Annotated in this window: 21 protein-coding genes; 17 read left to right on the top strand and 4 right to left on the bottom strand. The window is 67.1% G+C overall.

The annotated features are described in order from the left end of the window. The first annotated feature begins 3 nt into the window (after window positions 1-3). Window positions 4-591: a TetR/AcrR family transcriptional regulator gene (locus H1S04_RS14945; RefSeq protein ID WP_181746329.1), complete on the top strand. Its 588-nt coding sequence runs from the start codon at window positions 4-6 to the stop codon at window positions 589-591. Here the strand turns inward: H1S04_RS14945 and H1S04_RS14940 are convergent. The 3 genes from H1S04_RS14940 to dprA all read right to left on the bottom strand — a co-directional run bounded on the left by H1S04_RS14940 (window position 579) and on the right by dprA (window position 5,319). Continuing rightward, window positions 579-977 (bottom strand): hypothetical protein, encoded by a 399-nt coding sequence (locus tag H1S04_RS14940; RefSeq protein ID WP_181746328.1) that lies wholly within the window; start codon window positions 975-977, stop codon window positions 579-581. The two genes, H1S04_RS14945 and H1S04_RS14940, sit on opposite strands and share 13 nt — an antisense overlap. A gap of 64 nt (window positions 978-1,041) precedes the next feature. Continuing rightward, entirely contained in the window at window positions 1,042-3,720 is a 2,679-nt protein-coding gene (gene topA / locus H1S04_RS14935; RefSeq protein WP_181746327.1) for a type I DNA topoisomerase, read from the bottom strand. A 159-nt stretch (window positions 3,721-3,879) separates the two neighbouring features. After that, window positions 3,880-5,319, bottom strand: coding sequence for a DNA-processing protein DprA (gene dprA, locus H1S04_RS18990; RefSeq protein WP_181746326.1), 1,440 nt, complete (start codon window positions 5,317-5,319; stop codon window positions 3,880-3,882). Between the two features lie 118 nt (window positions 5,320-5,437). On the opposite strand from dprA, the gene H1S04_RS14925 reads away from it, so the two are divergent. Then, window positions 5,438-5,743, top strand: a complete 306-nt coding sequence (locus tag H1S04_RS14925) for a hypothetical protein (RefSeq protein ID WP_181746325.1) — start codon at window positions 5,438-5,440, stop codon at window positions 5,741-5,743. A 20-nt stretch (window positions 5,744-5,763) separates the two neighbouring features. On the opposite strand, the gene tldD is transcribed toward H1S04_RS14925, so the two are convergent. Then, window positions 5,764-7,188 (bottom strand): metalloprotease TldD, encoded by a 1,425-nt coding sequence (gene tldD / locus H1S04_RS14920; protein ID WP_181746324.1) that lies wholly within the window; start codon window positions 7,186-7,188, stop codon window positions 5,764-5,766. Window positions 7,189-7,377: 189 nt separating this feature from the next. Here tldD and coxB point away from each other — a divergent pair, with 189 nt between their 5' ends. The 15 genes from coxB to H1S04_RS14845 all read left to right on the top strand — a co-directional run bounded on the left by coxB (window position 7,378) and on the right by H1S04_RS14845 (window position 21,650). Next, window positions 7,378-8,256, top strand: coding sequence for a cytochrome c oxidase subunit II (gene coxB / locus H1S04_RS14915; RefSeq protein WP_370470476.1), 879 nt, complete (start codon window positions 7,378-7,380; stop codon window positions 8,254-8,256). 12 nt (window positions 8,257-8,268) lie between these two features. Then, window positions 8,269-9,183: a heme o synthase gene (cyoE, locus tag H1S04_RS14910; RefSeq protein WP_181746323.1), complete on the top strand. Its 915-nt coding sequence runs from the start codon at window positions 8,269-8,271 to the stop codon at window positions 9,181-9,183. Beyond that, window positions 9,183-9,455, top strand: coding sequence for a hypothetical protein (locus tag H1S04_RS14905; protein WP_181746322.1), 273 nt, complete (start codon window positions 9,183-9,185; stop codon window positions 9,453-9,455). The genes cyoE and H1S04_RS14905 overlap by 1 nt, the downstream gene beginning before the upstream one ends. Further along, entirely contained in the window at window positions 9,452-10,063 is a 612-nt protein-coding gene (locus tag H1S04_RS14900; protein WP_181746321.1) for a cytochrome c oxidase assembly protein, read from the top strand. The genes H1S04_RS14905 and H1S04_RS14900 overlap by 4 nt, the downstream gene beginning before the upstream one ends. Before the next feature lie 20 nt (window positions 10,064-10,083). Continuing rightward, on the top strand, window positions 10,084-10,908 hold the full coding sequence (locus H1S04_RS14895; protein WP_181746320.1) for a cytochrome c oxidase subunit 3: 825 nt from the start codon (window positions 10,084-10,086) through the stop codon (window positions 10,906-10,908). A gap of 184 nt (window positions 10,909-11,092) precedes the next feature. Further along, window positions 11,093-11,344: a hypothetical protein gene (locus tag H1S04_RS14890; RefSeq protein WP_181746319.1), complete on the top strand. Its 252-nt coding sequence runs from the start codon at window positions 11,093-11,095 to the stop codon at window positions 11,342-11,344. Between the two features lie 144 nt (window positions 11,345-11,488). After that, complete coding sequence (locus tag H1S04_RS14885) at window positions 11,489-12,169, top strand: SURF1 family protein (RefSeq protein ID WP_181746318.1); 681 nt, start codon at window positions 11,489-11,491, stop codon at window positions 12,167-12,169. 8 nt (window positions 12,170-12,177) lie between these two features. Further along, a complete protein-coding gene (gene thrC / locus H1S04_RS14880) occupies window positions 12,178-13,560 on the top strand; it encodes a threonine synthase (RefSeq protein ID WP_181746715.1) in 1,383 nt (460 codons plus the stop codon). A gap of 53 nt (window positions 13,561-13,613) precedes the next feature. Continuing rightward, window positions 13,614-14,819, top strand: coding sequence for a pitrilysin family protein (locus tag H1S04_RS14875; protein ID WP_181746714.1), 1,206 nt, complete (start codon window positions 13,614-13,616; stop codon window positions 14,817-14,819). Continuing rightward, a complete protein-coding gene (locus tag H1S04_RS14870) occupies window positions 14,819-15,403 on the top strand; it encodes a GNAT family N-acetyltransferase (protein ID WP_181746317.1) in 585 nt (194 codons plus the stop codon). Before H1S04_RS14875 ends, H1S04_RS14870 begins: the two co-directional genes overlap by 1 nt. 4 nt (window positions 15,404-15,407) lie before the next feature. Beyond that, complete coding sequence (locus H1S04_RS14865) at window positions 15,408-16,820, top strand: FAD-binding oxidoreductase (RefSeq protein WP_181746316.1); 1,413 nt, start codon at window positions 15,408-15,410, stop codon at window positions 16,818-16,820. Between the two features lie 57 nt (window positions 16,821-16,877). After that, window positions 16,878-17,819: an ABC transporter permease gene (locus tag H1S04_RS14860; RefSeq protein ID WP_181746315.1), complete on the top strand. Its 942-nt coding sequence runs from the start codon at window positions 16,878-16,880 to the stop codon at window positions 17,817-17,819. Beyond that, window positions 17,816-18,631, top strand: coding sequence for an ABC transporter permease (locus H1S04_RS14855; RefSeq protein WP_181746314.1), 816 nt, complete (start codon window positions 17,816-17,818; stop codon window positions 18,629-18,631). Before H1S04_RS14860 ends, H1S04_RS14855 begins: the two co-directional genes overlap by 4 nt. After that, entirely contained in the window at window positions 18,628-20,211 is a 1,584-nt protein-coding gene (locus H1S04_RS14850; protein WP_181746313.1) for an ABC transporter ATP-binding protein, read from the top strand. Before H1S04_RS14855 ends, H1S04_RS14850 begins: the two co-directional genes overlap by 4 nt. Next, complete coding sequence (locus tag H1S04_RS14845) at window positions 20,208-21,650, top strand: aldehyde dehydrogenase family protein (RefSeq protein ID WP_181746312.1); 1,443 nt, start codon at window positions 20,208-20,210, stop codon at window positions 21,648-21,650. The genes H1S04_RS14850 and H1S04_RS14845 overlap by 4 nt, the downstream gene beginning before the upstream one ends.

Genomic DNA, 21,650 nt, shown 5'->3' with positions numbered 1-21,650 from the left:
TGTATGCAAGAGAAATCCCCCAGGACGCAGGCGCAGCGCCGCGCCGCCACCCAGGCCGCGCTGATCGGGGTCGCGCGCGATCTGTTCGCCCGGCACGGGTTCGCCGGGGTTGGCGCGCCCGAGATCGCGCAGGCGGCGGGCGTCACGCGTGGCGCAATCACCCATCATTTCAAGGACAAGACCGGCCTGTTCCACGCCGTCGTCACCGCCGAGGCCGAGACCGTGGGCGCGGCGCTTGCGGCCTTGCCGCCGGGCGATATGGCCGGGGCGGTGCGGCACTGGTTCGCGGTCATGGAGCAGCCCGGCCGGGCGCGCATCCTGCTGATCGACGGGCCGGCGGTGCTGGGCGCGGCCGAGATTGCGCGAATCGATGCCGCGACCGGCGCCGCCGAACTCGGAGATGGTCTGGCCGAAATGCTGCCGGGGATGGCCGCGCCCGATCTGGCCGCCCTGACCGAGATTCTGTCGGCAGGTTTTGACCGCGCCGCCCTGCGCATCGCCGAAGGCGCGCCGCCCGCGCCTTATATCACGGCGCTTCTGGGGCTGATCGAGGGGCTGCGGCAGCAGGTCAGGCCCGGTCAGCCGGGCTGACGGTTCTCCAGCTGCCCGATCCGGCGCTGCACGGCCTCGCGGAACCTGATATTCGCGATGAACTGCTTTTTCCCGCGGTGCTCGATGAAGATCACCGTGGCCACGCTGCCGATCAGCGCCGCCCCCATCTCGAACACCAGATCGACCAGAGTATCGGCGATCACCTGATCGAAGGCATTGTCGAACCTGGCGGCGATGACCTTGGACAGCGCAACCAGGATCAATGCGGCGATGAGAATGCGCCAGAGATGCCGCGTGCCCAGGGTTTCGCGCTCGCCGATCAGGTCGAGCAGCTCGGGGTGATCGCGCAGATAAGCGATCTGGGCATCGGTCAGCGCCTCGGGGTCGTCGACCAGCAGCAGCTCATCCAGATTGACGTCCGACATCGACGACCTCCTGTGGTGCGGGGCGCGCGGGGGGGCCGAAGGCGATCCGCGCTCCCCGCCAGCCCTATTCTTCGGCCGGCGCGTCAGAAGGCGCCTTTTTCGCGGCAGGTTTCTTCGCCGCCGTTTTCTTCACAGTGGTCTTTGCGGCCGGTTTCTTGGCCTTGGCAGCTGGCTTGCCCTCGGCCGTTTTGGCGCTTGCCTTCTTCGCGGCCGGCTTTTTCGCCGCCGCCTTCTTCGGCGATTTTGCCGCCTTGGCCGAGATCAGTTCCAGCGCCTGTTCCTGCGTCAGGTCGGCCGGTTCCACGTCACGGGGCAGGGTGGCGTTGATCTTTTCCCATTTCACATAGGGTCCGTAGCGCCCGTTCATCACGCTGATCTTGCCGCCCTCGGGATGCTCGCCCAGCTCCTTCAGGGGGGCGGCCGCCGCGGCGCGCCCGCGCATCGGTTTGGCGGCGAGCACCTCGACCGCGCGGTTCATGCCGATGGTGAAGACCTCCTCCACATCCGGCAGATTGGCATATTTGCTGCCATGCTTGACGAACGGCCCATACCGCCCGATCCCGGCCTCGACCAGTTCGCCGTCCTCGGGATGAGGCCCGACCGCGCGCGGCAGCGACAGCAGCGCCACCGCACGTTCCAGATCCAGCGTCGCCGGGTCCCAGCCTTTCGGAATGCTGGCGCGCGGCGGCTTCGGCGCCTCCTCGGTCGGTTCGCCGCGCTGAACGTAAGGGCCGAAGCGGCCATTCTTCAGGCTGATCTCGTCGTCATTGTCGATGCCAAGCACCCGGTCGCCGGTCGCCTCGCCATCGCCGGGCGCGGAAAGCGGCCGGGTATAGCGGCATTCGGGATAGCGCCCGCAGCCGATGAAGGCCCCACCCGACCGGGCGGTCTTCAGATGCAGCCGCCCCTGATGACACAGCGGGCATTCGCGCGGATCGCCGCCATCGGTGCGCGGCGGGTAAAGATGCGGCGCCAGAGCCTCGTCGATGGCGGTCAGCACCTCGCCGATGCGCAGATCGGTGGTGCCGCTGAGCGCTTCGGAAAAATCGCGCCAGAAGCGCCGCAACACCTCGCGGTAAGCACGGTTGCCGGAACTGATATCGTCCAGTTCCGTCTCCATGTTCGCGGTGAAATCATAGGAGACGTAGCGCGGGAAATACTTGACCAGAAAGGCCGTGACCAGCCGACCCTTGTCCTCGGGGATCAGCCGGTTCTTGTCCTTGCGGACATAGTCGCGGTCCTGAATCGTGGTCACGATGCTGGCATAGGTCGAGGGCCGGCCGATGCCCAGTTCCTCCATCCGCTTGACCAGCGTCGCTTCGGTATAGCGCGCCGGGGGCTGGGTGAAATGCTGCCGCGCGGCCGAGGTGCCGTGTCCGTCGACCAGCACGCCTTCCTCGGTGGCGAAGGCGGCGATCTTCTTCGCGGGCTCGCCCTGATGGATCAGGGGCAGGCGGGCGCTGTCCTCGCCGTCGTCGTCATCGCGGCCCTGATCGTAGACAGCCAGAAAACCGTCAAACAGCATCACCTGACCATTGGCGCGCAACCCGACCTGACCGTCCGCGCTGCCGATCTCGACGGTGGTGCGTTCCATCCGCGCGGCCTCCATCTGGCTGGCCAGCGTCCGCTTCCAGATCAGATCATACAGGGCGCGCTGATCCTTTTCGGATATCCGCAGCTTGTCGGGCGACAACGACATATCCGTCGGGCGGATACATTCATGCGCTTCCTGGGCGTTCTTGGCCTTGTTCTTGTACATGCGCGGCGATTTCGGCAGGTAATTCTCGCCAAAACGCGCCTTGATGACATCGCGCGCCGACATCACCGCCTCGGGCGCCATGTCGATGCCGTCGGTCCGCATATAGGTGATCAGCCCGGCCTCATAGAGGCGCTGCGCCGTCGACATGCAGGCCCGCGCCCCCATGCCCAGCTTGCGGCTGGCCTCCTGCTGCAGGGTCGAGGTCATGAAGGGCGGCCAGGGGTTCCGGCTGGCCGGTTTGGACGCCACGCTGGTCACGACCAGATCGCGCGCATCGATCGCCGACAGCGCCAGACGCGCCTTTTCGGCGGTCGGGATATCGAAGCGGTCCAGCTTGTCGCCCGCGAGGCTGACCAGCGTGGCCTCGTATTCATCGCCCGAAGGCGTGGCCAGCCGCGCATGGACCGACCAGTATTCGCGGGGCTTGAAGGCCTCGATCTCCATCTCGCGTTCGACGATCAGCCGCAGGGTGACCGATTGCACCCGGCCGGCCGATTTCGCGCCCGGAAGCTTGCGCCACAGGACCGGCGACAGGTTGAAGCCGACCAGATAATCCAGCGCGCGGCGGGCCAGATAGGCGTCGACCAGATCGCGATCGATCTCGCGCGGGTTGGCCATCGCCTCGGTCACGGCGGCCTTGGTGATGGCGTTGAAGGTCACCCGGCTGACCGGCTTGCCCTTCTTCAGCGCCGGGGCCAGCGATTCCAGCAGGTGCCAGCTGATCGCCTCGCCCTCGCGGTCGGGGTCGGTGGCGAGGATCAGGGAATCATCATTCGCCAGCGCGTCGCGGATCGCCTTGAGGTGCTTTTTCGATTCGCTCGCGACTTCCCATTTCATGGCGAAATCTTCGTCGGGATCGACGGATCCGTCCTTTGGCGGCAGGTCGCGGACATGCCCGAAGGACGCGAGAACGGTATAATCGTCGCCCAGATATTTGTTGATCGTCTTGGCTTTGGCCGGCGATTCGACGACGACGACAGGCATGTTGGACCTCATGGCGGATTCGGGGCCGGAACATGGGGGCGCTGACGGGGCGTGTCAACGGGCGGCAGGACTGACCGGCCGGAGGACGAGACGACCAAACCCTGCCGGGGGCGCCGTTGCCAACCCCGGCGGCGTGGATGAATGACGGTTTCGACGCCTTTACAGCAGCGCCAGCCGGCCACCGGCCAGCCGGGCCAGTCGCCCCGCCAGTTCCAGCCGAAGCAGCACCGGTGTCAGCACCGAGAGCGGCATGCCGATGTCGCGGATCAGGGCGTTTTCCTCGGTCGGGCTGTGCGAGAGATGCGACAGCACCCGCGCCTCGATCTCGGCCATCGTCGCGCCGCGATGAGGCAGGGGCAGACCGGGTTGCCGGGGCATGGTGGCGGTGGGCTGCGGCGCCAGCGGATTCGGGCCGTCCGGCAGGTCAGGGGCAGGGGGTGCACGCCTCCGGCTGGTGTGCGAAGCGGCGGCATCCAGAGCCGGGGCATCCACCGCCGCCGCGGGGAGCGGGCCGATGGTGGACGAGGGCATTGCGGGCGACACCTGCAGGGCCGCGTGGCCTTCTCCTGCATTGGTGGCGCGCGGCGCGCGCGGGTGGCGGAGCAGCGCCTTCGGGGTGGCGTTGTCGTCCGCAGGCATTCCGGCCCACCGGGCGCAGGGCGGATCGCCGGGTGCGCCTTCGGGGACAGATCCGGTCGTCAGCGCCTGTTGCAACGGGGGCAGCGCCTCGATCACGTCTTCGGCATTGCGGACCAGCACCGCGCCATCGCGGATCAACTGGTTGCAGCCGCCCGCGCGGCCGTCGACGGGGTGGCCCGGAACCGCCATGACCTCGCGCCCCTGATCGAGCGCGTCGCGCGCGGTGATGAGGCTGCCCGACTTGATCGCCGCCTCGATCACGACCACGCCGTGACTGAGACCCGAGATGATGCGGTTACGCAGCGGGAAATGCCGCGCGGTCGGTGCGACCCCCGGCGGCTGTTCGGTGACCAGACAGCCGCGATCGCAGATCATCGCGGCGAGCACCTTGTTTTCTGACGGATAGATCACGTCGATCCCGCTCGCCATGACGGCGATGGTGCCGGTCTTCAGGCTGACTTCGTGAGCCGCGCTGTCGATCCCGCGCGCCAGACCGGCGACCGGGACGATGCCCGCTTCCGCCAGTGCGCCGGCCATCCCGCGCGCCATGCGCAGCCCCAGCGACGAGGCGTTGCGCGCGCCCACCACGGCCACGGCCGGGCGGTTCAGCGCGGCGGGATTGCCCTTCACCCAGATCACCGGCGGCGCGTCGGCGATGTCGCGCAGAAGCATCGGATAGTCGGGCGCGTCGCAGCGGATCAGCCGCGCCCCGGCTTTCCTGCCCGCTTTCAGTTCGGCGGCCGCCACGGCTTCCGGGCAGGGCTGATAATCCGCGATCCCGGCCTGACGGGCGATTTCGGGCAGCGCCTCAAGTGCGGCGGCGGCGCTGCCATGTTCGGCAATCATGCGGTGAAATGTCGCCGGTCCCACCCGGCGCGAGCGAATGAGGCGGAGGAAAGTCAGATCGTCTTCCTTCGCGGTGAGTGGGGTGTGGGGGGTGTTGAACGAAAACAACCTCATCGACCTCTCCGCCTCATTCGAAGGTGTTATGGCGGATGATTGGTTAAATTTCTGTTAGCGCGAGAAGGAAATTTCCGACCCCGCCCGGCGCGGGGGAGGCGCAGGCTGGCGGGTTGCCATGGACGTGCTGAAAAGCCCCGAGGCGGGGTGCAAATCGGGGAGGATCACCGGGCTGGGCCTGCGGGTCGACTCCGCGCTTTCCGCCCGCCCCCCAAGGGTGGATGAGACCCGCTCTCCATATCTGCTGCCATATCTGCCGCCGCCCGCATTGGCCCATGTCGATTTTCTGGACCTCTGCACCCGCGACGCGCGGGAGATCCGGCGGGCGCGGGCCGGACGGCGTGTTCGTCCGCAAGGACAGCCGGGCCGACTTGCCCGAATCGTCGATGAACCCGACCGGTTCTGCTTTTCCAGCGGATCGTGATACCGGCTGCGCCGGCTGCGTCAGCCTGCCGCCGAGCCGCCCACCGTCAGCCCGCCGATCAGCAGCGAGGGCAGCCCCACCCCAACCGGCACCCATTGGCCCTGCTTGCCGCAGGTGCCCATGCCGGGGTCCAGCGACATGTCATTGCCGATGGCGCGGATCTGCTGCAGGGCGGTCGCCCCGTCGCCGATCAGGGTGGCGCCCCGGATGGGGTCGCCGACCACGCCATTCTTCACGCGATAGGCCTCGGTGCAGGAAAAGACGAACTTCCCATTGGTGATGTCGACCTGACCGCCGCCGAAGCCCACGGCATAGATGCCGTCCTTCAGATCGGACAGAATCGCATCGGGGCTGGCATCGCCGCCCAGCATGAAGGTGTTGGTCATGCGCGGCATCGGCGCATGGGCATAGCTTTCGCGCCGCCCGTTGCCGGTGGGCGCGACCCCCATCAGCCGCGCATTCTGGCGATCCTGAAGATAGCCGACCAGAATGCCATCCTCGATCAGCACGTTGCGGGCCGGGGGGGTGCCCTCGTCATCGACACTGATCGAGCCGCGCCGGTCGGGGATGGTACCATCGTCGATCACCGTCACGCCGGGCGCGGCCACGCGTTGTCCCATCAGCCCGGCGAAGGCCGAATGGCCCTTGCGGTTGAAATCACCCTCCAGCCCGTGACCCACGGCCTCGTGCAGCAGGATGCCCGGCCAGCCGGGGCCGAGCACCACGTCCATGACGCCCGCAGGTGCGGGCTGGGCGCGCAGGTTCACCAGCGCGATGCGCAGGGATTCGTCCACCAGTGGCTTCCAATGGGCGGGGTTCATCATCCCGGCCAGCGGAATGCGGCCACCGCCGCCGGTCCCCCCGGTCTCGCGCCGGGCATTGTCCTCGACGATGACTGCGACATTCAGTCGCGCCATCGGCCTGATATCGGTCACGAGGCCGCCTTCCGGGCGCAGGATCGCCACCTGTTGCAGGCTGGTCGACAGGGATACCGTGGCCTGCACCACCCGCGGATCGAGGCCGCGTGCATAGGCGTCGATCTCACGCAGCAGATCGATCCGGGTGGCGATGTCGATGCCCTGCGCCGGGTCTTCCGCCATATATAACGGCGTGACCTTGCCTTCGGGCGGCAACGCCAGCGTGCGTCCGCCATTGCCGACGGCCAGGCGCGCGGTTTCAGCGGCGCGGCGCAGCGTGGGCAAGGTCAGTTCGGTCGAATGGGCATAGCCGGTCACCTCGCCCGCGACCGCGCGCAGACCGAAGCCCTGGCTGGCGGTATAGCTGGACCCGCGCAGTCGACGGTCGTCATAGACCAGCGATTCCGCATGGGCGCGTTCGATGAACAGCTCGCCGTCATCGGCGCCAGCGGTCGCCTCGCGCAGGATGGCGAGGGCGGCGTCCCGGTCGAAATCATGGTCGAAGGGCTTGAATTCGGTGCTGCTCATGGGTGATCCGCAAATCTCTCAGTCAGAGGACTTCGCCCGGTTGCCGGTATGTGCCGACTTGTCGCAGGCGGGGTTTTGTGGTTGTAAACGGAAAACGTTTGACTCGGAAGGGTGGCGGTCCGTCTCGCATGGATGTGTGGCGTGCTGTCGGAAATGGCAAGGGATACTCGGATGGTGGCTCCAGCAATGATGCGGCACGTGGCGGCGGCGGGAATGGGTGCGGCGGTTTTGCTGTCGTCGGGCATGGCCTGGGCGCAGGAACGCGCGCAGGATGTGCTGGGTGATCTGCCGGTGATCGGTGCGCCCAAAGCGAAAGGCATCGCCTTCCAGCCGGCCTCCAGCCCGGAAGCCGTCGATCAGCAATGGCTGGACCATTATGTGCTGGTCATCATCACCGTCGTCACCATCTTCGTCTGCGGCCTGCTGCTGTGGTGCATCCTGCGCTATAACCGCCGCGTCAACCCGGTCCCCGCGCGCTTCAGCCACAACACCCCGATCGAGATCACCTGGACGCTGGTGCCCATCCTGATCCTGATCGCCATCGGCGTCTTCTCGCTGCCGATCCTGTTCCGCCAGCTGGCCATTCCGCAGAACCCGGCGGTGGTCATCAAGGCCATCGGGCACCAGTGGTACTGGTCCTATGAATACCCGAACGAGGGCCTGGCCTTCGACTCACTTCTGCTGGCCAGGGAAGACCTCGCCGCCAATGGCTATGCCGAGAACGAATATCTGCTGGCCGCCGACAACCCGATGGTGGTTCCGGTCGGGCAGGAAGTGCTGATGCAGTTCACCGCCACCGACGTGATCCATTCCTGGACCATTCCCGCCTTCGCCGTGAAGCAGGACGCGGTGCCGGGCCGGATCGCGCAGTTGGCCTTCACCGCCACGCAGGAAGGCGTCTATTTCGGCCAGTGCTCGGAGCTGTGCGGGATCAACCACGCCTATATGCCCATCGTCGTGAAGGCCGTCTCGCCCGAGAAATACGCCGCATGGCTGGAAGGCGCGAAAGTCGAATTCGCCGCCGCCGAGCTGCTGAACGCGCAGCCCATCCAGCTGGCTGCGAAGTAAACGAAGGCCGCCGTGACCGACGCAACCACATATCAGACGCCGACCGAGGCCGAATTCAGCGATTACATTGCGCTGCTGAAGCCGCGTGTGATGTCGCTGGTGGTCTTCACTGCCTTCGTCGGCCTGATCGTGGCGCCGGTTCATCTGCATCCGCTGATCGCCTTCTGCTCCGTCCTGTTCATCGCCATCGGCGGCGGCGCCTCGGGCGCGCTGAACATGTGGTATGACGCAGATATCGACGCGGTGATGAACCGCACGAAATCCCGCCCCATCCCCGCCGGCAAAATCGCAGCGCACGAGGCATTGGCCCTCGGTCTGGCACTGTCGGGCATTGCGGTGATGATGCTGGGCCTGTCGGCGAACTGGTTCGCCGCCGCCTTCCTGGCCTTCACCATCTTCTTCTACGCGGTCGTCTATACGATGTGGCTGAAGCGCTCGACGCCGCAGAACATCGTGATCGGCGGCGCGGCGGGGGCCTTTCCGCCGATGATCGGCTGGGCCTGCGCGACCGGCGGGATCAGTCTGGAATCGCTGCTGATGTTCGCGCTGATCTTCTTCTGGACGCCGCCGCATTTCTGGGCGCTGGCGCTGTTCATGAAGGAGGATTACCACAAGGCCGGTGTGCCGATGCTGACCGTGACCCATGGCCGGCGGACCACGCGGCGCCACATCTTCGCCTATACATTGGTGCTGGCGCCCTTCGCGATCTGGCTGGGGCTGACCTCTGTTGGCGGCCCCATCTACCTCAGCGTGGCGGTGGTGCTGAACGCGCTGTTCATCTGGCGCGGCTGGCAAGTGATGCGGCGGACGGACGAACAGTCCCATGCCGATGGTCACAAGGCCGAGAAAAGCTTCTTCAGGCTGTCGCTCATCTACCTGTTCGCGCATTTCGCGGCGCTGCTGGTCCAACACTGGGTGGGGGCGTGATGGCGCTGCGCACGGAACACGAACTGCACACGCGGCGCAAGTCGCGCAATATCGGGCTGCTGGTTGTGCTGCTGGCCTTTGTCGCGCTGATCTTCGCGCTGTCCGTCGTCAAGGTGCAGAACGGCGGCGGCGCGGCGCTGGAAGGCTTTGACCATCAGGTCCGTCCGGGGTTGCTCCCGCGTGAACAGGGCGTCGAAATCCGGCCCAGCGACAACCCCGTGGCCGCCCCCGGCACCCCCGGCGCCGAAGCCGGCGCGAGGACCGCACCATGAGCCTGCTTCCCAAGGACAAGAACCAGCGCGTGCTGGTGCAGCTGGTCGGCGTGGTGCTGGTGATGGGCGCGCTCGCCTGGGCGGCGGTGCCGTTCTATAACTGGTTCTGCCGGGTCACCGGTTATGGCGGCACGACGCAGGTTGCCGCCAGCCACGACGAGGCGGCGGATATCATCGACGAAGACATCACCATCCGCTTCGACGGCAATACCGATCCGAACCTGCCCTGGACCTTCCGGCCCCTGCAGAACGAGATGACGCTGAAGATCGGCCAGGACGGCCTGGCCTTCTACGAGGCGGTGAACAATTCCGACAAGCCGATCACCGGGCGCGCCTCGTATAACGTCGCCCCGGAAATCGCCGGCTCCTTCTTCGTCAAGATCGATTGCTTCTGCTTCACCGAGCAGACGCTGCAGCCCGGCGAGCGGGTCGAGATGCCGGTCACCTTCTATGTCGAGCCCGACATTGTGACCGACCGCGACGCCTATAAGGTGCGCGACATCACCTTGAGCTATACTTTCCATCAATATGCCACCCCCGAAACCGCCGCCCTGACTGGTGACCAGGCAGCGCAGGCATCGGGCGGTGACGCAATCAGAACGAACTGACGCAATAGCGGGGACAGCCAATGGCGCATGTTAAGAACCACGACTATCATATCCTGCCGCCCTCGCTTTGGCCCTTCCTGGGCGCGACTGCCGCCTTCATCATGCTGACCGGCGCGGTCGCATGGATGAAGGGCATCGAAGTCTTCGGCGCCCCCATTACCGGGCCGTGGATGTTCCTGATCGGCTTTGTCGGGGTGCTGTATGTGATGTTCGGCTGGTGGGCCGATGTCGTCAACGAGGGCGAGACCGGCGACCATACCCCGGTGGTGCGGATCGGCCTGCAATACGGCTTCATCCTGTTCATCATCTCGGAAGTGATGTTCTTCGTCGCCTGGTTCTGGGCCTTCTTCAAGAACGCGCTCTATCCGATGGGGCCGGACAGCCCGCTCAAGGACGGCGTCTGGCCGCCGGAAGGCATCACCACCTTCGATCCTTGGCACCTGCCGCTGATCAACACGCTGATCCTGCTGCTGTCGGGCGTGGCCGTGACCTGGGCCCACCATGCGCTGGTGCATGAAAACGACCGCAAGACCGCCATCAACGGTCTGGCCGTTGCCGTGGTGCTGGGTCTGTGCTTTACTGCGCTGCAGGCCTATGAATACAGCCACGCCGCCTTCGGACTGTCGGATACCGTCTATGGCGGCGTCTTCTACATGGCGACCGGTTTCCACGGTGCTCATGTCATCATCGGCACCATCTTCCTGTTCATCTGCATGGTGCGCCTGATGCGCGGCCAGATGACCCAGCAACAGCATGTGGGCTTCGAGGCCGCCGCCTGGTACTGGCACTTCGTCGACGTGGTCTGGCTGTTCCTGTTTTTCGCCATCTATATCTGGGGCCGCTGATCCGGCGCTGACCGGAGTTTCGAACGGCGCGGGGGACCCCCGCGCCGTTTTTGTTTAGAAGGTGCCACGAGGACGGCCCGCAAAAGCTTCGTTGGACGCGTGGCTGCATCCCTGTTCGCCTCGGGTGCGGCGATGGCCCAGACCCCACGCTCGACCAGCAATCCCGCCGCCCCTGATCGAGGATTTGGCCGCCCATCCCCGCGCCCCGGATGAACTGGCCCGCACGGCCCGCAGCGAAGCCACCCTGCGCGCCCGTGGTGTCAAAGTGCTGGACAGCCTGCCAGTGATCGCGGGCGAGACCCGCAGCCTGCGCCGCACGGATCGCGCGGTGGCCGAACGCAGGCCCGGCGCGATGATCGCGGCGGTGAAGAGGAAACCAGCGACTGCGACATGGGGCAGGCGCTGTTGCAGCGGTCCGGCGCGGCGGGCTACCTGACCCCGGTGGAACGCTGCCGGGCGCTGAACTGGCTGTGCGGCTATGCCGGTCGGGGTTGGGACGACGTGACGGTCGACCCGCGATCGCCCCTTGGTCTCGGGCGCGCGCCGCGCTATCGCAGGGCGTCGCAAGAACGGAAATGTCATGACCGCCCGCCGCTCCATCCTGCCGCCGCTGATCTTCGGCATCGTCACCACCGCTATCCTGCTCAGCCTCGGCTTCTGGCAGCTGCGCCGGATGGAATGGAAGGAGGCCATGCTGTCCGAAATTCAGGCCGGCATCGATGCCGCCCCGCAGCCCCTTCCCGCACAGGCCGATCCGTCGATGAAATACATGCCGGTCACGGTGTCGGGCCGGACCACCGGCGAGGAAATCCTGGTCCTGTCGGGCACCAAGGAACTGGGCGGCGGCTATAACATCATCTCGGGATTCGTGACCGATGACGGGCGGCGCATCCTGCTGGATCGGGGCTTCGTCACGCAGGATTACCGCCACAGCCCGCGCCCACCGGTGGCGCTGCAGGTGGTCGGCAACCTGCATTGGCCGCAGGAGAAGGGCAGCGCGACCCCCGACCCGGATCTGAAGGCGGGGATATGGTTTGCGCGCGACGTGCCGGCCATGGCCGAAGCGCTGAAAACCGAACCCGTTCTGGTGGTGGCAGCGGAGGTCGCGGGCGACGCGCAGGGCGTCATGCCGATCCCGATCAGCATCGAAGGGGTGCCCAACAGCCACCTTTCCTATGCCGTCCAGTGGTTTCTGTTTGCAGCCACCTGCGCGGGGATGACAGCATGGCTCATCTGGCGTATCAGGCGGCGGACATATTAGAGGCGATGATGCGCTATATCTCGACGCGGGGAGAGGCCCCGGTTCTGAATTTCGAACAGGCCATGCTGACGGGGCTGGCCCGCGACGGCGGCCTGTATCTGCCCGAAACCATTCCGCAGCTGGACGACATCGCGGCCCTCGAAGGTCTGCCTTACGAGGAGGTCGCCCTGCGCGTCATCAAGCCGTTTCTGGGCGAGAGCTTCTCGGATGCCGAGCTGAATGCGGCCATCGGCGCGGCTTACGCCGATTTCGGCCATGTCGCCCGCGCGCCGCTGCGCCAGTTGGCCCCCGGCCATCACCTGCTGGAACTGTTTCACGGGCCGACACTTGCCTTCAAGGATTTCGCCATGCAGCTGATCGGTCAGCTGTTCCAGATCGCGCTGGCGCGGTCGGGCCAGCGGATCACCATCGTCGGCGCCACCTCGGGCGATACCGGATCGGCCGCGATCGAGGCCTTCCGGGGCCTCGACAATGTCGATGTCTTCATCCTCTACCCGCATGGCCGTGTGTCCGAGGTGCAGCGCCGCCAGATGACGACGCCGTCGGAATCGAATGTCCATGCCCTCGCCATCGACGGGCATTTCGACGATGCGCAGGCCCGGCTGAAGGATCTGTTCAACGACCACGCCTTCCGCGATGAGGTCGGGCTGGCGGGGGTGAACAGCATCAACTGGGCGCGGGTGCTTGCGCAGGTGGTCTATTACTTTACCGCCGCCGTCAGCCTCGGCGCGCCGGGGCGCGAGGTGGATTTCACCGTCCCCACCGGTAATTTCGGCGATATTCTGGCCGGTCTGGTGGCCAAGCGCATGGGGCTGCCCATCGGCCGGCTGGTCATCGCGACCAACCAGAACGATATTCTGCACCGCGCCATGACCACCGGCGAATACCGCGTGGGCGAGGTTGCGCCGTCGATCTCGCCGTCCATGGACATTCAGGTCAGCAGCAATTTCGAACGCGCGCTGTTCTGGGCCTACGGCGGCGATCCCGCGCCGGTCCGGCAGATCATGAACGACCTGAAGGCGGGCGGCTTTACCATCAGTCAGGGTGCGCTGCAGGCGTTGCAGGAAAATTTCGTCTCGGGCCGGGTGTCCGAGGATCAGACGCTGGACACCATCCGCACCATCCGCGCCGAGACCGGCGAAATCATCTGCCCCCATACCGCCGTCGGCGTAACCGTTGCCCGCGACCACCTGCGCCCCGGCGTGCCGATGGTGACGCTGGCCACAGCCCATCCGGCGAAATTCCCCGATGCGGTGGAATGGGCCGTGGGCGTCCGCCCGGCGCTGCCGCCGCATATGGCGGACCTGTTCGGCAAGCCCGAGCGCGGGAGCCGGGTTGAAAACGACGTCAGGGCGCTTAAATCGCTGATCCTTGAACGGAGGACCGCGTGAGCGACACCAATATCACCACCCTTCCCAACGGCCTGCGCATCGTCACCCGAACGATGGCTGGCCTGCACTCAGCCACGCTGGGAATCTGGGTCAATGCCGGCGGCCGCGACGAGCGCGCCGAACAGAACGGCATTGCCCATTTTCTGGAGCATATGGCCTTCAAGGGCACCGCGCGCCGGAGCGCCCTGCAGATCGCCGAGGAAATCGAGGATGTAGGCGGCTATATCAACGCCTATACCTCGCGCGATACCACGGCCTATTACGCCCGCGTGCTCAGCGCCGATACCGCGCTGGCGCTGGATGTGATTGCCGATATCGTGCTGAACCCGGCCTTCGATCAGCGCGAGATCGAGGTTGAACGCGGCGTGATCCTGCAGGAAATCGGGCAATCGCTGGACACGCCCGACGATATCATCTTCGACTGGCTGCAGGAGGCCGCCTATCCCGATCAGGCCATGGGCCGCACCATTCTCGGTCCCGCGGAACGCGTTTCCAGCTTCGGGCGCGCCGATCTGTCGGGCTTTGTCACCGAACATTATGGCGCGGGCCAGCTGATCCTTGCCGCCGCAGGCGCGGTGGACCATGACGCCATCGTCCGTCAGGCCGAGCAGGTCTTCGGCCATCTGCCCGCCTCGGCCGGACGCCCGCGCGACGGCGCGCGGTGGCAGGGGGCCGAAACCCGGCGGCTGAAGGATCTGGAACAGGCCCATTTCACCCTTGCCTTCGAGGGACCCGGCTATCTGGCGCCCGATTATCACGCCGCGCAGATCTGGACGACGGCGATGGGCGGCGGCATGTCCTCGCGTCTGTTCCAGAAGATCCGCGAGGAACGGGGCCTGTGCTATACGATCTTCGCGCAGTCGGGCTTCCACGACGATACCGGCATGATGACCGTATATGCCGGTACCGCCGCCGAGGATATCGAGGAACTGGCCCTGCTGACAGTGGACGAGCTGAAGCGCTCGGTCGATTCGCTGTCGGATGCGGAAATCGCTCGCGCCAAGGCGCAGCTGAAGGCGGGCACGCTGATGGGGCTTGAAAGCAGCTCCGGTCAGGCCGAGCGGATCGCGCGGTCTCTGGCGATCTGGGGTCGCGTGCCCGAGCCGGCCGAGACCGCCCGGCGGCTGGATGCCGTCACACGCGCGGATCTGCGCAACTATGCCGCCAGCCTGATCGCCCGCCGCCCGGCGATGGCGCTCTATGGCCCGGTGGATCGCGCGCCCTCGCTGGAGGCGCTGATCGAACGGTTAGCTGCCTGATGTTCGGGCGGCGCCGTCCGATCCGGCTGGAAACCGAACGGATGGCGCTGCGCCTGCCGCAGCATTCCGATTTCAACGCCTGGACGACCCTGCGCCGGGAAAGCCGCGACTTTCTGACCCCGTGGGAGCCGACCTGGTCGCCCGACCACCTGTCGCGCAAGGCCTTCACCAATCGCGTCTATTGGGCGCAGCGCGCCAGTCGCGCCGGGACGGCCATCCCGTTCTTTCTGGAACGCAATGTCGATGGCGCGCTGCTGGGCGCCATCACCCTCGACAATATCCGCCGCGGCCCGGCGCAGATGGCGACCATCGGCTACTGGATCGGCGCCCCCCATGCCCGTCAGGGCTACATGGCAGAAGCGATCGGTGCGGTTACGCGCCACGCCTTCACCACCCTCGATCTGTCCCGGATCGAGGCCGCCTGCCTGCCCGACAACGCCGCCTCGCGCGCGGCGCTGGAACGGGCCGGGTTCAAATACGAAGGCGTGGCGCAAAGCTTTCTGCAGATCAACGGCCGGTGGCGCACGCATGTTCTCTATGCCAATCTGCGCAACGACAGGCGGGGACGAACAGAGGCGGGATAGCGCGATGAGGAATGGCAACGGGTTGAAGGCGGCGGGGCCGGATCTGGCGGCCGCGCTGCCCGAAGGCGTCTTGCGCCCGATCGAGCCGCGCCATCTGGAAGAACCCCGCGGCCGCTATCACGGTCAGGCCGGTCTGCTGGCCGCACCCCGCGATGTCGAGGAAGCCGCCGCCATTGTGCGCGTCTGCGCCGCCGCCCGCGTCGGCATCGTGCCGCTGGGCGGGGGCACCGGGCTGGTGGCCGGGCAGGTCATGCCCGATGGTCCCGCGCCGCTGCTGTTGTCGCTGGAACGCATGACCCGCATCCGCGAAACGCTGCCCATGGAAAACGTCCTGCTGGCCGAGGCGGGCGCCACCCTGCAGGCCGTCCGCGATGCGGCGGCGGGCGCGGGACGGTTGTTTCCGCTCAGCCTCGCCTCGCAGGGGTCGGCGACGATCGGCGGCAACCTGTCGACCAATGCAGGCGGCGTGAACGCGCTGCGTTACGGCACCGCGCGCGCCCTGTGTCTGGGGATCGAGGCGGTGCTGCCCGATGGCGCCATCCTGCGCGACCTGAAGCGGCTGCGGAAGGACAATACCGGCTATGACATCCGCGACCTGCTGATCGGGGCCGAGGGCACGCTGGGCATCATCACCGCCGCCAGCCTGCGTCTGGTGCAGCCCCCGGCCGGGGTCGGCGTGGCGCTGATGGTGGTGCCGGATCCCGCCGCCGCGCTTGCCCTGCTGGCGCGGGCGCAGGCGCGGTTCGGCGAAGGCGTGACGGCGTTCGAGCTGATCTCGGGACAGGGCCTGCGTTTTCTGACCGAGACCATGCCCGATCTGCGCCAGCCCTTCGCCGCGCCTCCCGACTGGATGGTCCTGATCGAGCTGGGCCTGCCCGCCGGGCTGGACCCCGACGCCGCGCTGGAAGCGCTGTTCGTCACCGGGGTAGACGCCGGCCTGGTCATGGACGGGCTGATCGCCCGATCCGGCCAACAGGCGGCGGATTTCTGGCGTCTGCGCGAGGAAATCCCCGAAGGAAACCGCCGCGTCGGCGCGATTTCCAGCCACGACATCGCGCTGCCCCTGTCCGAGGTGCCCCGCTTCATCCTCGACGCGGGCGCGATGGTGGCGGCGATGGGCGACATGCGGATCAACTGCTTCGGCCATCTGGGCGATGGCAATCTGCATTACAACGTCTTTCCGGCCGTGGGCCGTCACCGCGCCGAATATGACGCCCTGCGCCCGCGGGTGCAGGAGGCGGTGCACGAGATGGTGGTGGCGCGCGGCGGCTCCTTCTCGGCCGAGCATGGGGTCGGGCGGCTGAAGGTGCGCGATCTTGAACGCTGGGCCGATCCGGCGCGGCTGGCGGCGATGCGGGCGATCAAGGCGGCGCTTGACCCGCTGGGGATCATGAACCCCGGTGCGGTGCTGGCGTGACGGCCCTGCGTGTGAGGGGGCTTGCCGCCTTCCCGGCGCCGCCCTAGCCTGCCGGTCATGCTGCGCTATCTGTTCCGCCGGTTTCTTTCGCTGACGCTCAGCCTCGCTGTGGCGTCGGTGGTGATCTTTCTGCTGGTCGAGATGGTGCCGGGCGATCCCGCCACCTTCATGCTGGGCACCGGTGCGCAGCCCGATACGCTGGCGGCGCTGCGCGCACAACTCGGCCTCGATCAGCCGCTGCCGATCCGCTATGCGAACTGGCTGGGGGCGGTCCTGACCGGCGATCTGGGCACCAGTTTCGCCTATAAGACCCCGGTGGCAGGGATGATCCTTGACCGCATGCAGGTCTCGTTGCCGCTGGCGTTGATGGCGCTGATCCTGTCGGTGCTGATCGCCTTTCCGGTCGGGCTGTTCGCAGCCGCGCGCCGGGGCAGCGCGCGGGATACGGCGGTGATGGGGTTGACGCAGATCGGCATCGCGCTGCCGAATTTCTGGTTCGCGATGCTGCTGGTGCTGCTGTTCGCGGTGCGCCTGCGCTGGCTGCCGGCGGGCGGTTTCGCCGGGTGGGACAACCCTGTGCAGGCGCTGCGGTCGCTGTTGCTGCCGGCCATTGCGCTTGCCCTGCCGCAAGCGGCGATCCTGGCCCGCGTGTTGCGCTCGACCCTGATCGAGACGCTGGATCAGGACTATATCCGCACCGCCCGCGCCAAGGGCCTGACCCGCGCCCAGACCCTGCGCCGCCACGCGCTGCGGAACGCGCTGATCCCGGTGCTGACGATTCTGGGGATGCAGTTTTCCTTTCTGCTGGCGGGGGCGATCATCATCGAGAATGTCTTCTATCTGCCCGGCCTCGGGCGGCTGATCTTTCAGGCCATCACCCAACGCGACCTGATCGTGGTGCAATCGGCGGTGCTGGTCATGGTCGCGGCGGTGATCGCGGTCACCTTTCTGGTCGACCTCGCCTATGCCGCCGTCGACCCGAGGCTGCGCAGCAGATGAGGTGGACGCTGATCCTTGGCGCGATGCTGGCGGGGTTGGCGCTGCTGTTGGCGGCGCTGTCCTTCTTCTGGACGCCTTTTGACATCACCCAGATGGATGTGGCGAACAAGCTGCAGGGCCCGTCTGGCGCGCATTGGCTGGGCACCGATCACTTTGGCCGCGACATCCTGTCGATGGTGATGCTGGGGGCGCGCACCTCGATCGCGGTGGCGCTGGTGGCGGTCGGGATCGGCATCGTCCTTGGCGTGCCGCTGGGGCTGATCGCTGCCGCGAACAAGGGCGGCTGGCTGGACGAGATCATCATGCGCGGCAATGACCTGATCTTCGCCTTCCCCTCGCTGGTCATCGCCATCCTCATCACCGCCGCCTTCGGGCCAAGCGCAATCAACGCCATCATTGCCATCGGCATCTTCAACATCCCCGTTTTCGCCCGCGTGACCCGCGCGGGCGCCTTGCCGGTCTGGACGCTCGACTATATCCGCGCCGCGCAGGTGGCGGGCAAAGGCAAGGCGTTGATCAGCGTGGAGCATGTCCTGCCCAATATCGCCAATCTGCTGATCGTGCAGGGCACCATCCAGTTCAGCCTTGGCATTCTGGCCGAGGCCGGGCTGTCTTATGTCGGCCTCGGCGCGCAGCCGCCCACGGCCAGCTGGGGCCGGATGCTCGCCGATGCCCAGACCTTCGTGACGCTGGCCCCCCATGTCGCCATCATTCCGGGTCTCGCCATCTTCCTCACCGTGCTGGGGCTGAACCTGCTGGGTGACGGCTTGCGCGACGCGCTCGACCCGCGGCTGAAGGTGATGCGCGCATGATCGAGATCCGCGACCTGTCGGTCAGCATCCACGACCAGCCGGTGCTTCGCGATGTCGATCTGCGGCTGGAGCCGGGTCGGATCACCGGGCTTGTGGGCGAATCCGGCTCTGGCAAGTCGATGACGGCGCTGGCGGTCATGGGGCTGCTGCCGCGCGGCGCGCAGGCCGGGGGCACGGTGTCGCTGGACGGTCGGAACCTGCTGGACCTGCCCGAAGCCCAGATGTGCCGCATCCGCGGCAGCCGCATCGGCATGATCTTTCAGGAGCCGATGACGGCGCTGAACCCGCTGATGAATATCGGCGATCAGGTGGCCGAAGTGCTGCGCATCCATCACGACATGGCGCGCGAGCAGGCGCTCAAGCGCGCCCGCGACCGGCTGGACCGGGTGGGGCTGCCCGGTCCCCGCTTTCCGCTGACGCTGTATCCGCACGAGCTTTCGGGCGGCCAGCGTCAGCGGGTGGCGATCGCGCTGGCGATTGCCGAGGCCCCCGACCTGCTGATCGCCGATGAACCGACGACCGCGCTGGATGTGACCACGCAGGCGCAGATCCTCGATCTGCTGCGCGATCTGGTGCGCAGCGAAGGGATGTCCCTGCTGCTCATCACCCATGATCTGGCGGTGGTGGCGGGCATCGCCGATCAGGTGGCGGTGATGAAATCGGGCGAGATCGTCGAAAAGGGCCCGACCGAGGCGCTGTTCCGCAGCCAGACCGACCCCTATACGCGGGCGCTGTTCGCCGCCTCGCGTCATGTGCCGGCCCAGGTGGCGGCGGCGCATGACGACACCCCGATCCTGTCGGTCAGGAATGCGGTGCGCGAATACCTGCTGCCGCGCCCGCAGGCCTTCGCGCCGCATCAGGTGCTACGCGCCGTGAATGATGTCAGCTTCGACATTCAGGACGGCGAATCGGTCGGGCTGGTGGGGGAATCGGGATCGGGAAAATCGACGCTCACCCGCGCGATCCTGGGCCTCGATCCCCTGAGCGGGGGCGAGATCCGGCTGGACGGCACCAGCGTCGCGGCGGGACTGTCGATGCCGGCCGCGCTGCGCGCCAAGATGCAGGCGGTGTTTCAGGACCCGTTCGGCAGCTTCGATCCGCGCTGGCGGGTGGACCGGCTGATCGCCGAGCCGTTTCATCTGACCGGCCGCCCGAAGGACTGGCGCGACCGCGTGGCGCAGGCGCTCGACGCGGTGGGGATCGAGCCCTCCGCCGCGCGCCGCTATATTCACGAATTTTCCGGCGGGCAGCGCCAGCGTCTGGCCATTGCCCGCGCGCTGATCATCCGACCCCGGCTGATCGTGCTGGACGAGGCCGTCAGCGCCCTTGACGTGCGCGTCCGCGCGCAGGTCCTCGACCTGCTGGCCGCACTGCGCCGCCGCCATAACATCGCCTATCTGTTCGTCAGCCACGACCTCGGCGTGGTGCGCGGCATCACCGACCGCGTTCTGGTGATGGAGGGCGGCAGGATCGTCGAGCAGGGCGTTACCGCGCAGGTAATGGATGCACCCACCCACCCGACCACCCGCAGGCTGATGGAAGCCATGCCCGAAATCCCCCCCGAATGGAGCGTCGCATGACCAAACCATGGTTCGACCCCGCCGAAATCCTGATCGACGGGCGCTGGCGCCGCGCCGGTGCCGCACTGCCGGTCGAAGACCCCTCAACAGGAGAGACCTTTGCCGAAATCGGGCGCGGGACCGCCGAGGATATTGATGAGGCGGTCGCGGCTGCCGAGGCCGCCCGTGCCGGTGAATGGGGGCGCCTGACCGCGCCCGAACGCGGGCGCATCCTGACCCGGATCGGGCAGGCGGTGCTGGACCGGGCCGAGGAGCTGGCGGTGCTGGAATCGCGCGATGTGGGCAAGCCCTTGAAGCAGGCGCGTGCCGATGCGCTGGCTCTGGCCCGCTATCTGGAGTTCTACGGCGGCGCCGCCGACAAGATCATGGGCGAGACCATTCCCTATCTGGACGGCTATACCGTCTGGACCCTGCGCGAGCCGCATGGCGTCACCGGCCATATCGTGCCGTGGAACTATCCGATGCAGATCATCGGGCGCTCGGTCGGGGCGGCCTTGGCGATGGGCAATGCGGCGGTGCTGAAACCAGCCGAGGAAGCCAGCCTGACCGCGCTCGCCTTCGCCCGGATCGCGCAGCAGGCGGGCCTGCCCGCAGGGGCGCTGAATGTGGTGACGGGTCTGGGCGAGGAGGCGGGCGCGGCGCTGTCGGCCCATCCGGGCGTGCACCATGTCAGCTTTACCGGCTCGGTCGGGGTGGGGGTGCTGATCCAGCAGGCGGCGGCGAAAAACGCTGTGCCGGTGACGCTGGAACTTGGTGGCAAGTCGCCGCAGCTCGTGTTCGCGGATGCCGATCTGGACCGCGCCCTGCCGTTTCTGGTCAATGCGGGCGTGCAGAATGCCGGTCAGACCTGTTCCGCCGCCTCGCGGATTCTGGTCGAACGCGGTCGCTATGCCGAGGTCGTGGACCGCATGGCTGCGGCCTACCGCGCGCTGCGCGTCGGGCCGGCACTTTCGGATCTGGAGGTGGGGCCGCTGATCTCGGCCCGGCAGAAGCAGATCGTCGAAGGCTATCTGGCACAGGCGGGCGATCTGGAAATCGCCGGCACCGCGCAGATCGTGGCCGATGCGCCTGCGGGCGGCCATTACGTCGCCCCGCATCTGCTGTCCGGGGCAGCGGGCAACCACCGGCTGGCGCAGGAGGAGATTTTCGGCCCCGTGCAGGTCGTCATCCCCTTCGATGACGAAGACGATGCCATCGCCATCGCCAACGGCACCGAATACGGGCTGGTCGCGGCGGCGTGGACGCAGGACGGATCGCGGGCGCTGCGCATGTCGCGCCGTCTGCGGGCGGGGCAGGTGTTTCTGAACAATTACGGCGCCGGCGGCGGGGTCGAACTGCCCTTCGGCGGCGTCGGCAAATCCGGCCACGGCCGCGAGAAGGGGTTCGAGGCGCTTTACGGCTTTTCGACCCTCAAGACCGTCGCCGCTCATCACGGATAG

The sequence above is a fragment of the Paracoccus sp. S1E-3 genome (assembly GCF_013868135.1).
Taxonomy (GTDB): Bacteria; Pseudomonadota; Alphaproteobacteria; order Rhodobacterales; family Rhodobacteraceae; genus Paracoccus.
The sequence above is the reverse complement of the archived record's forward strand: the minus strand, read 5'-3'. Positions and strand labels throughout refer to the sequence as shown.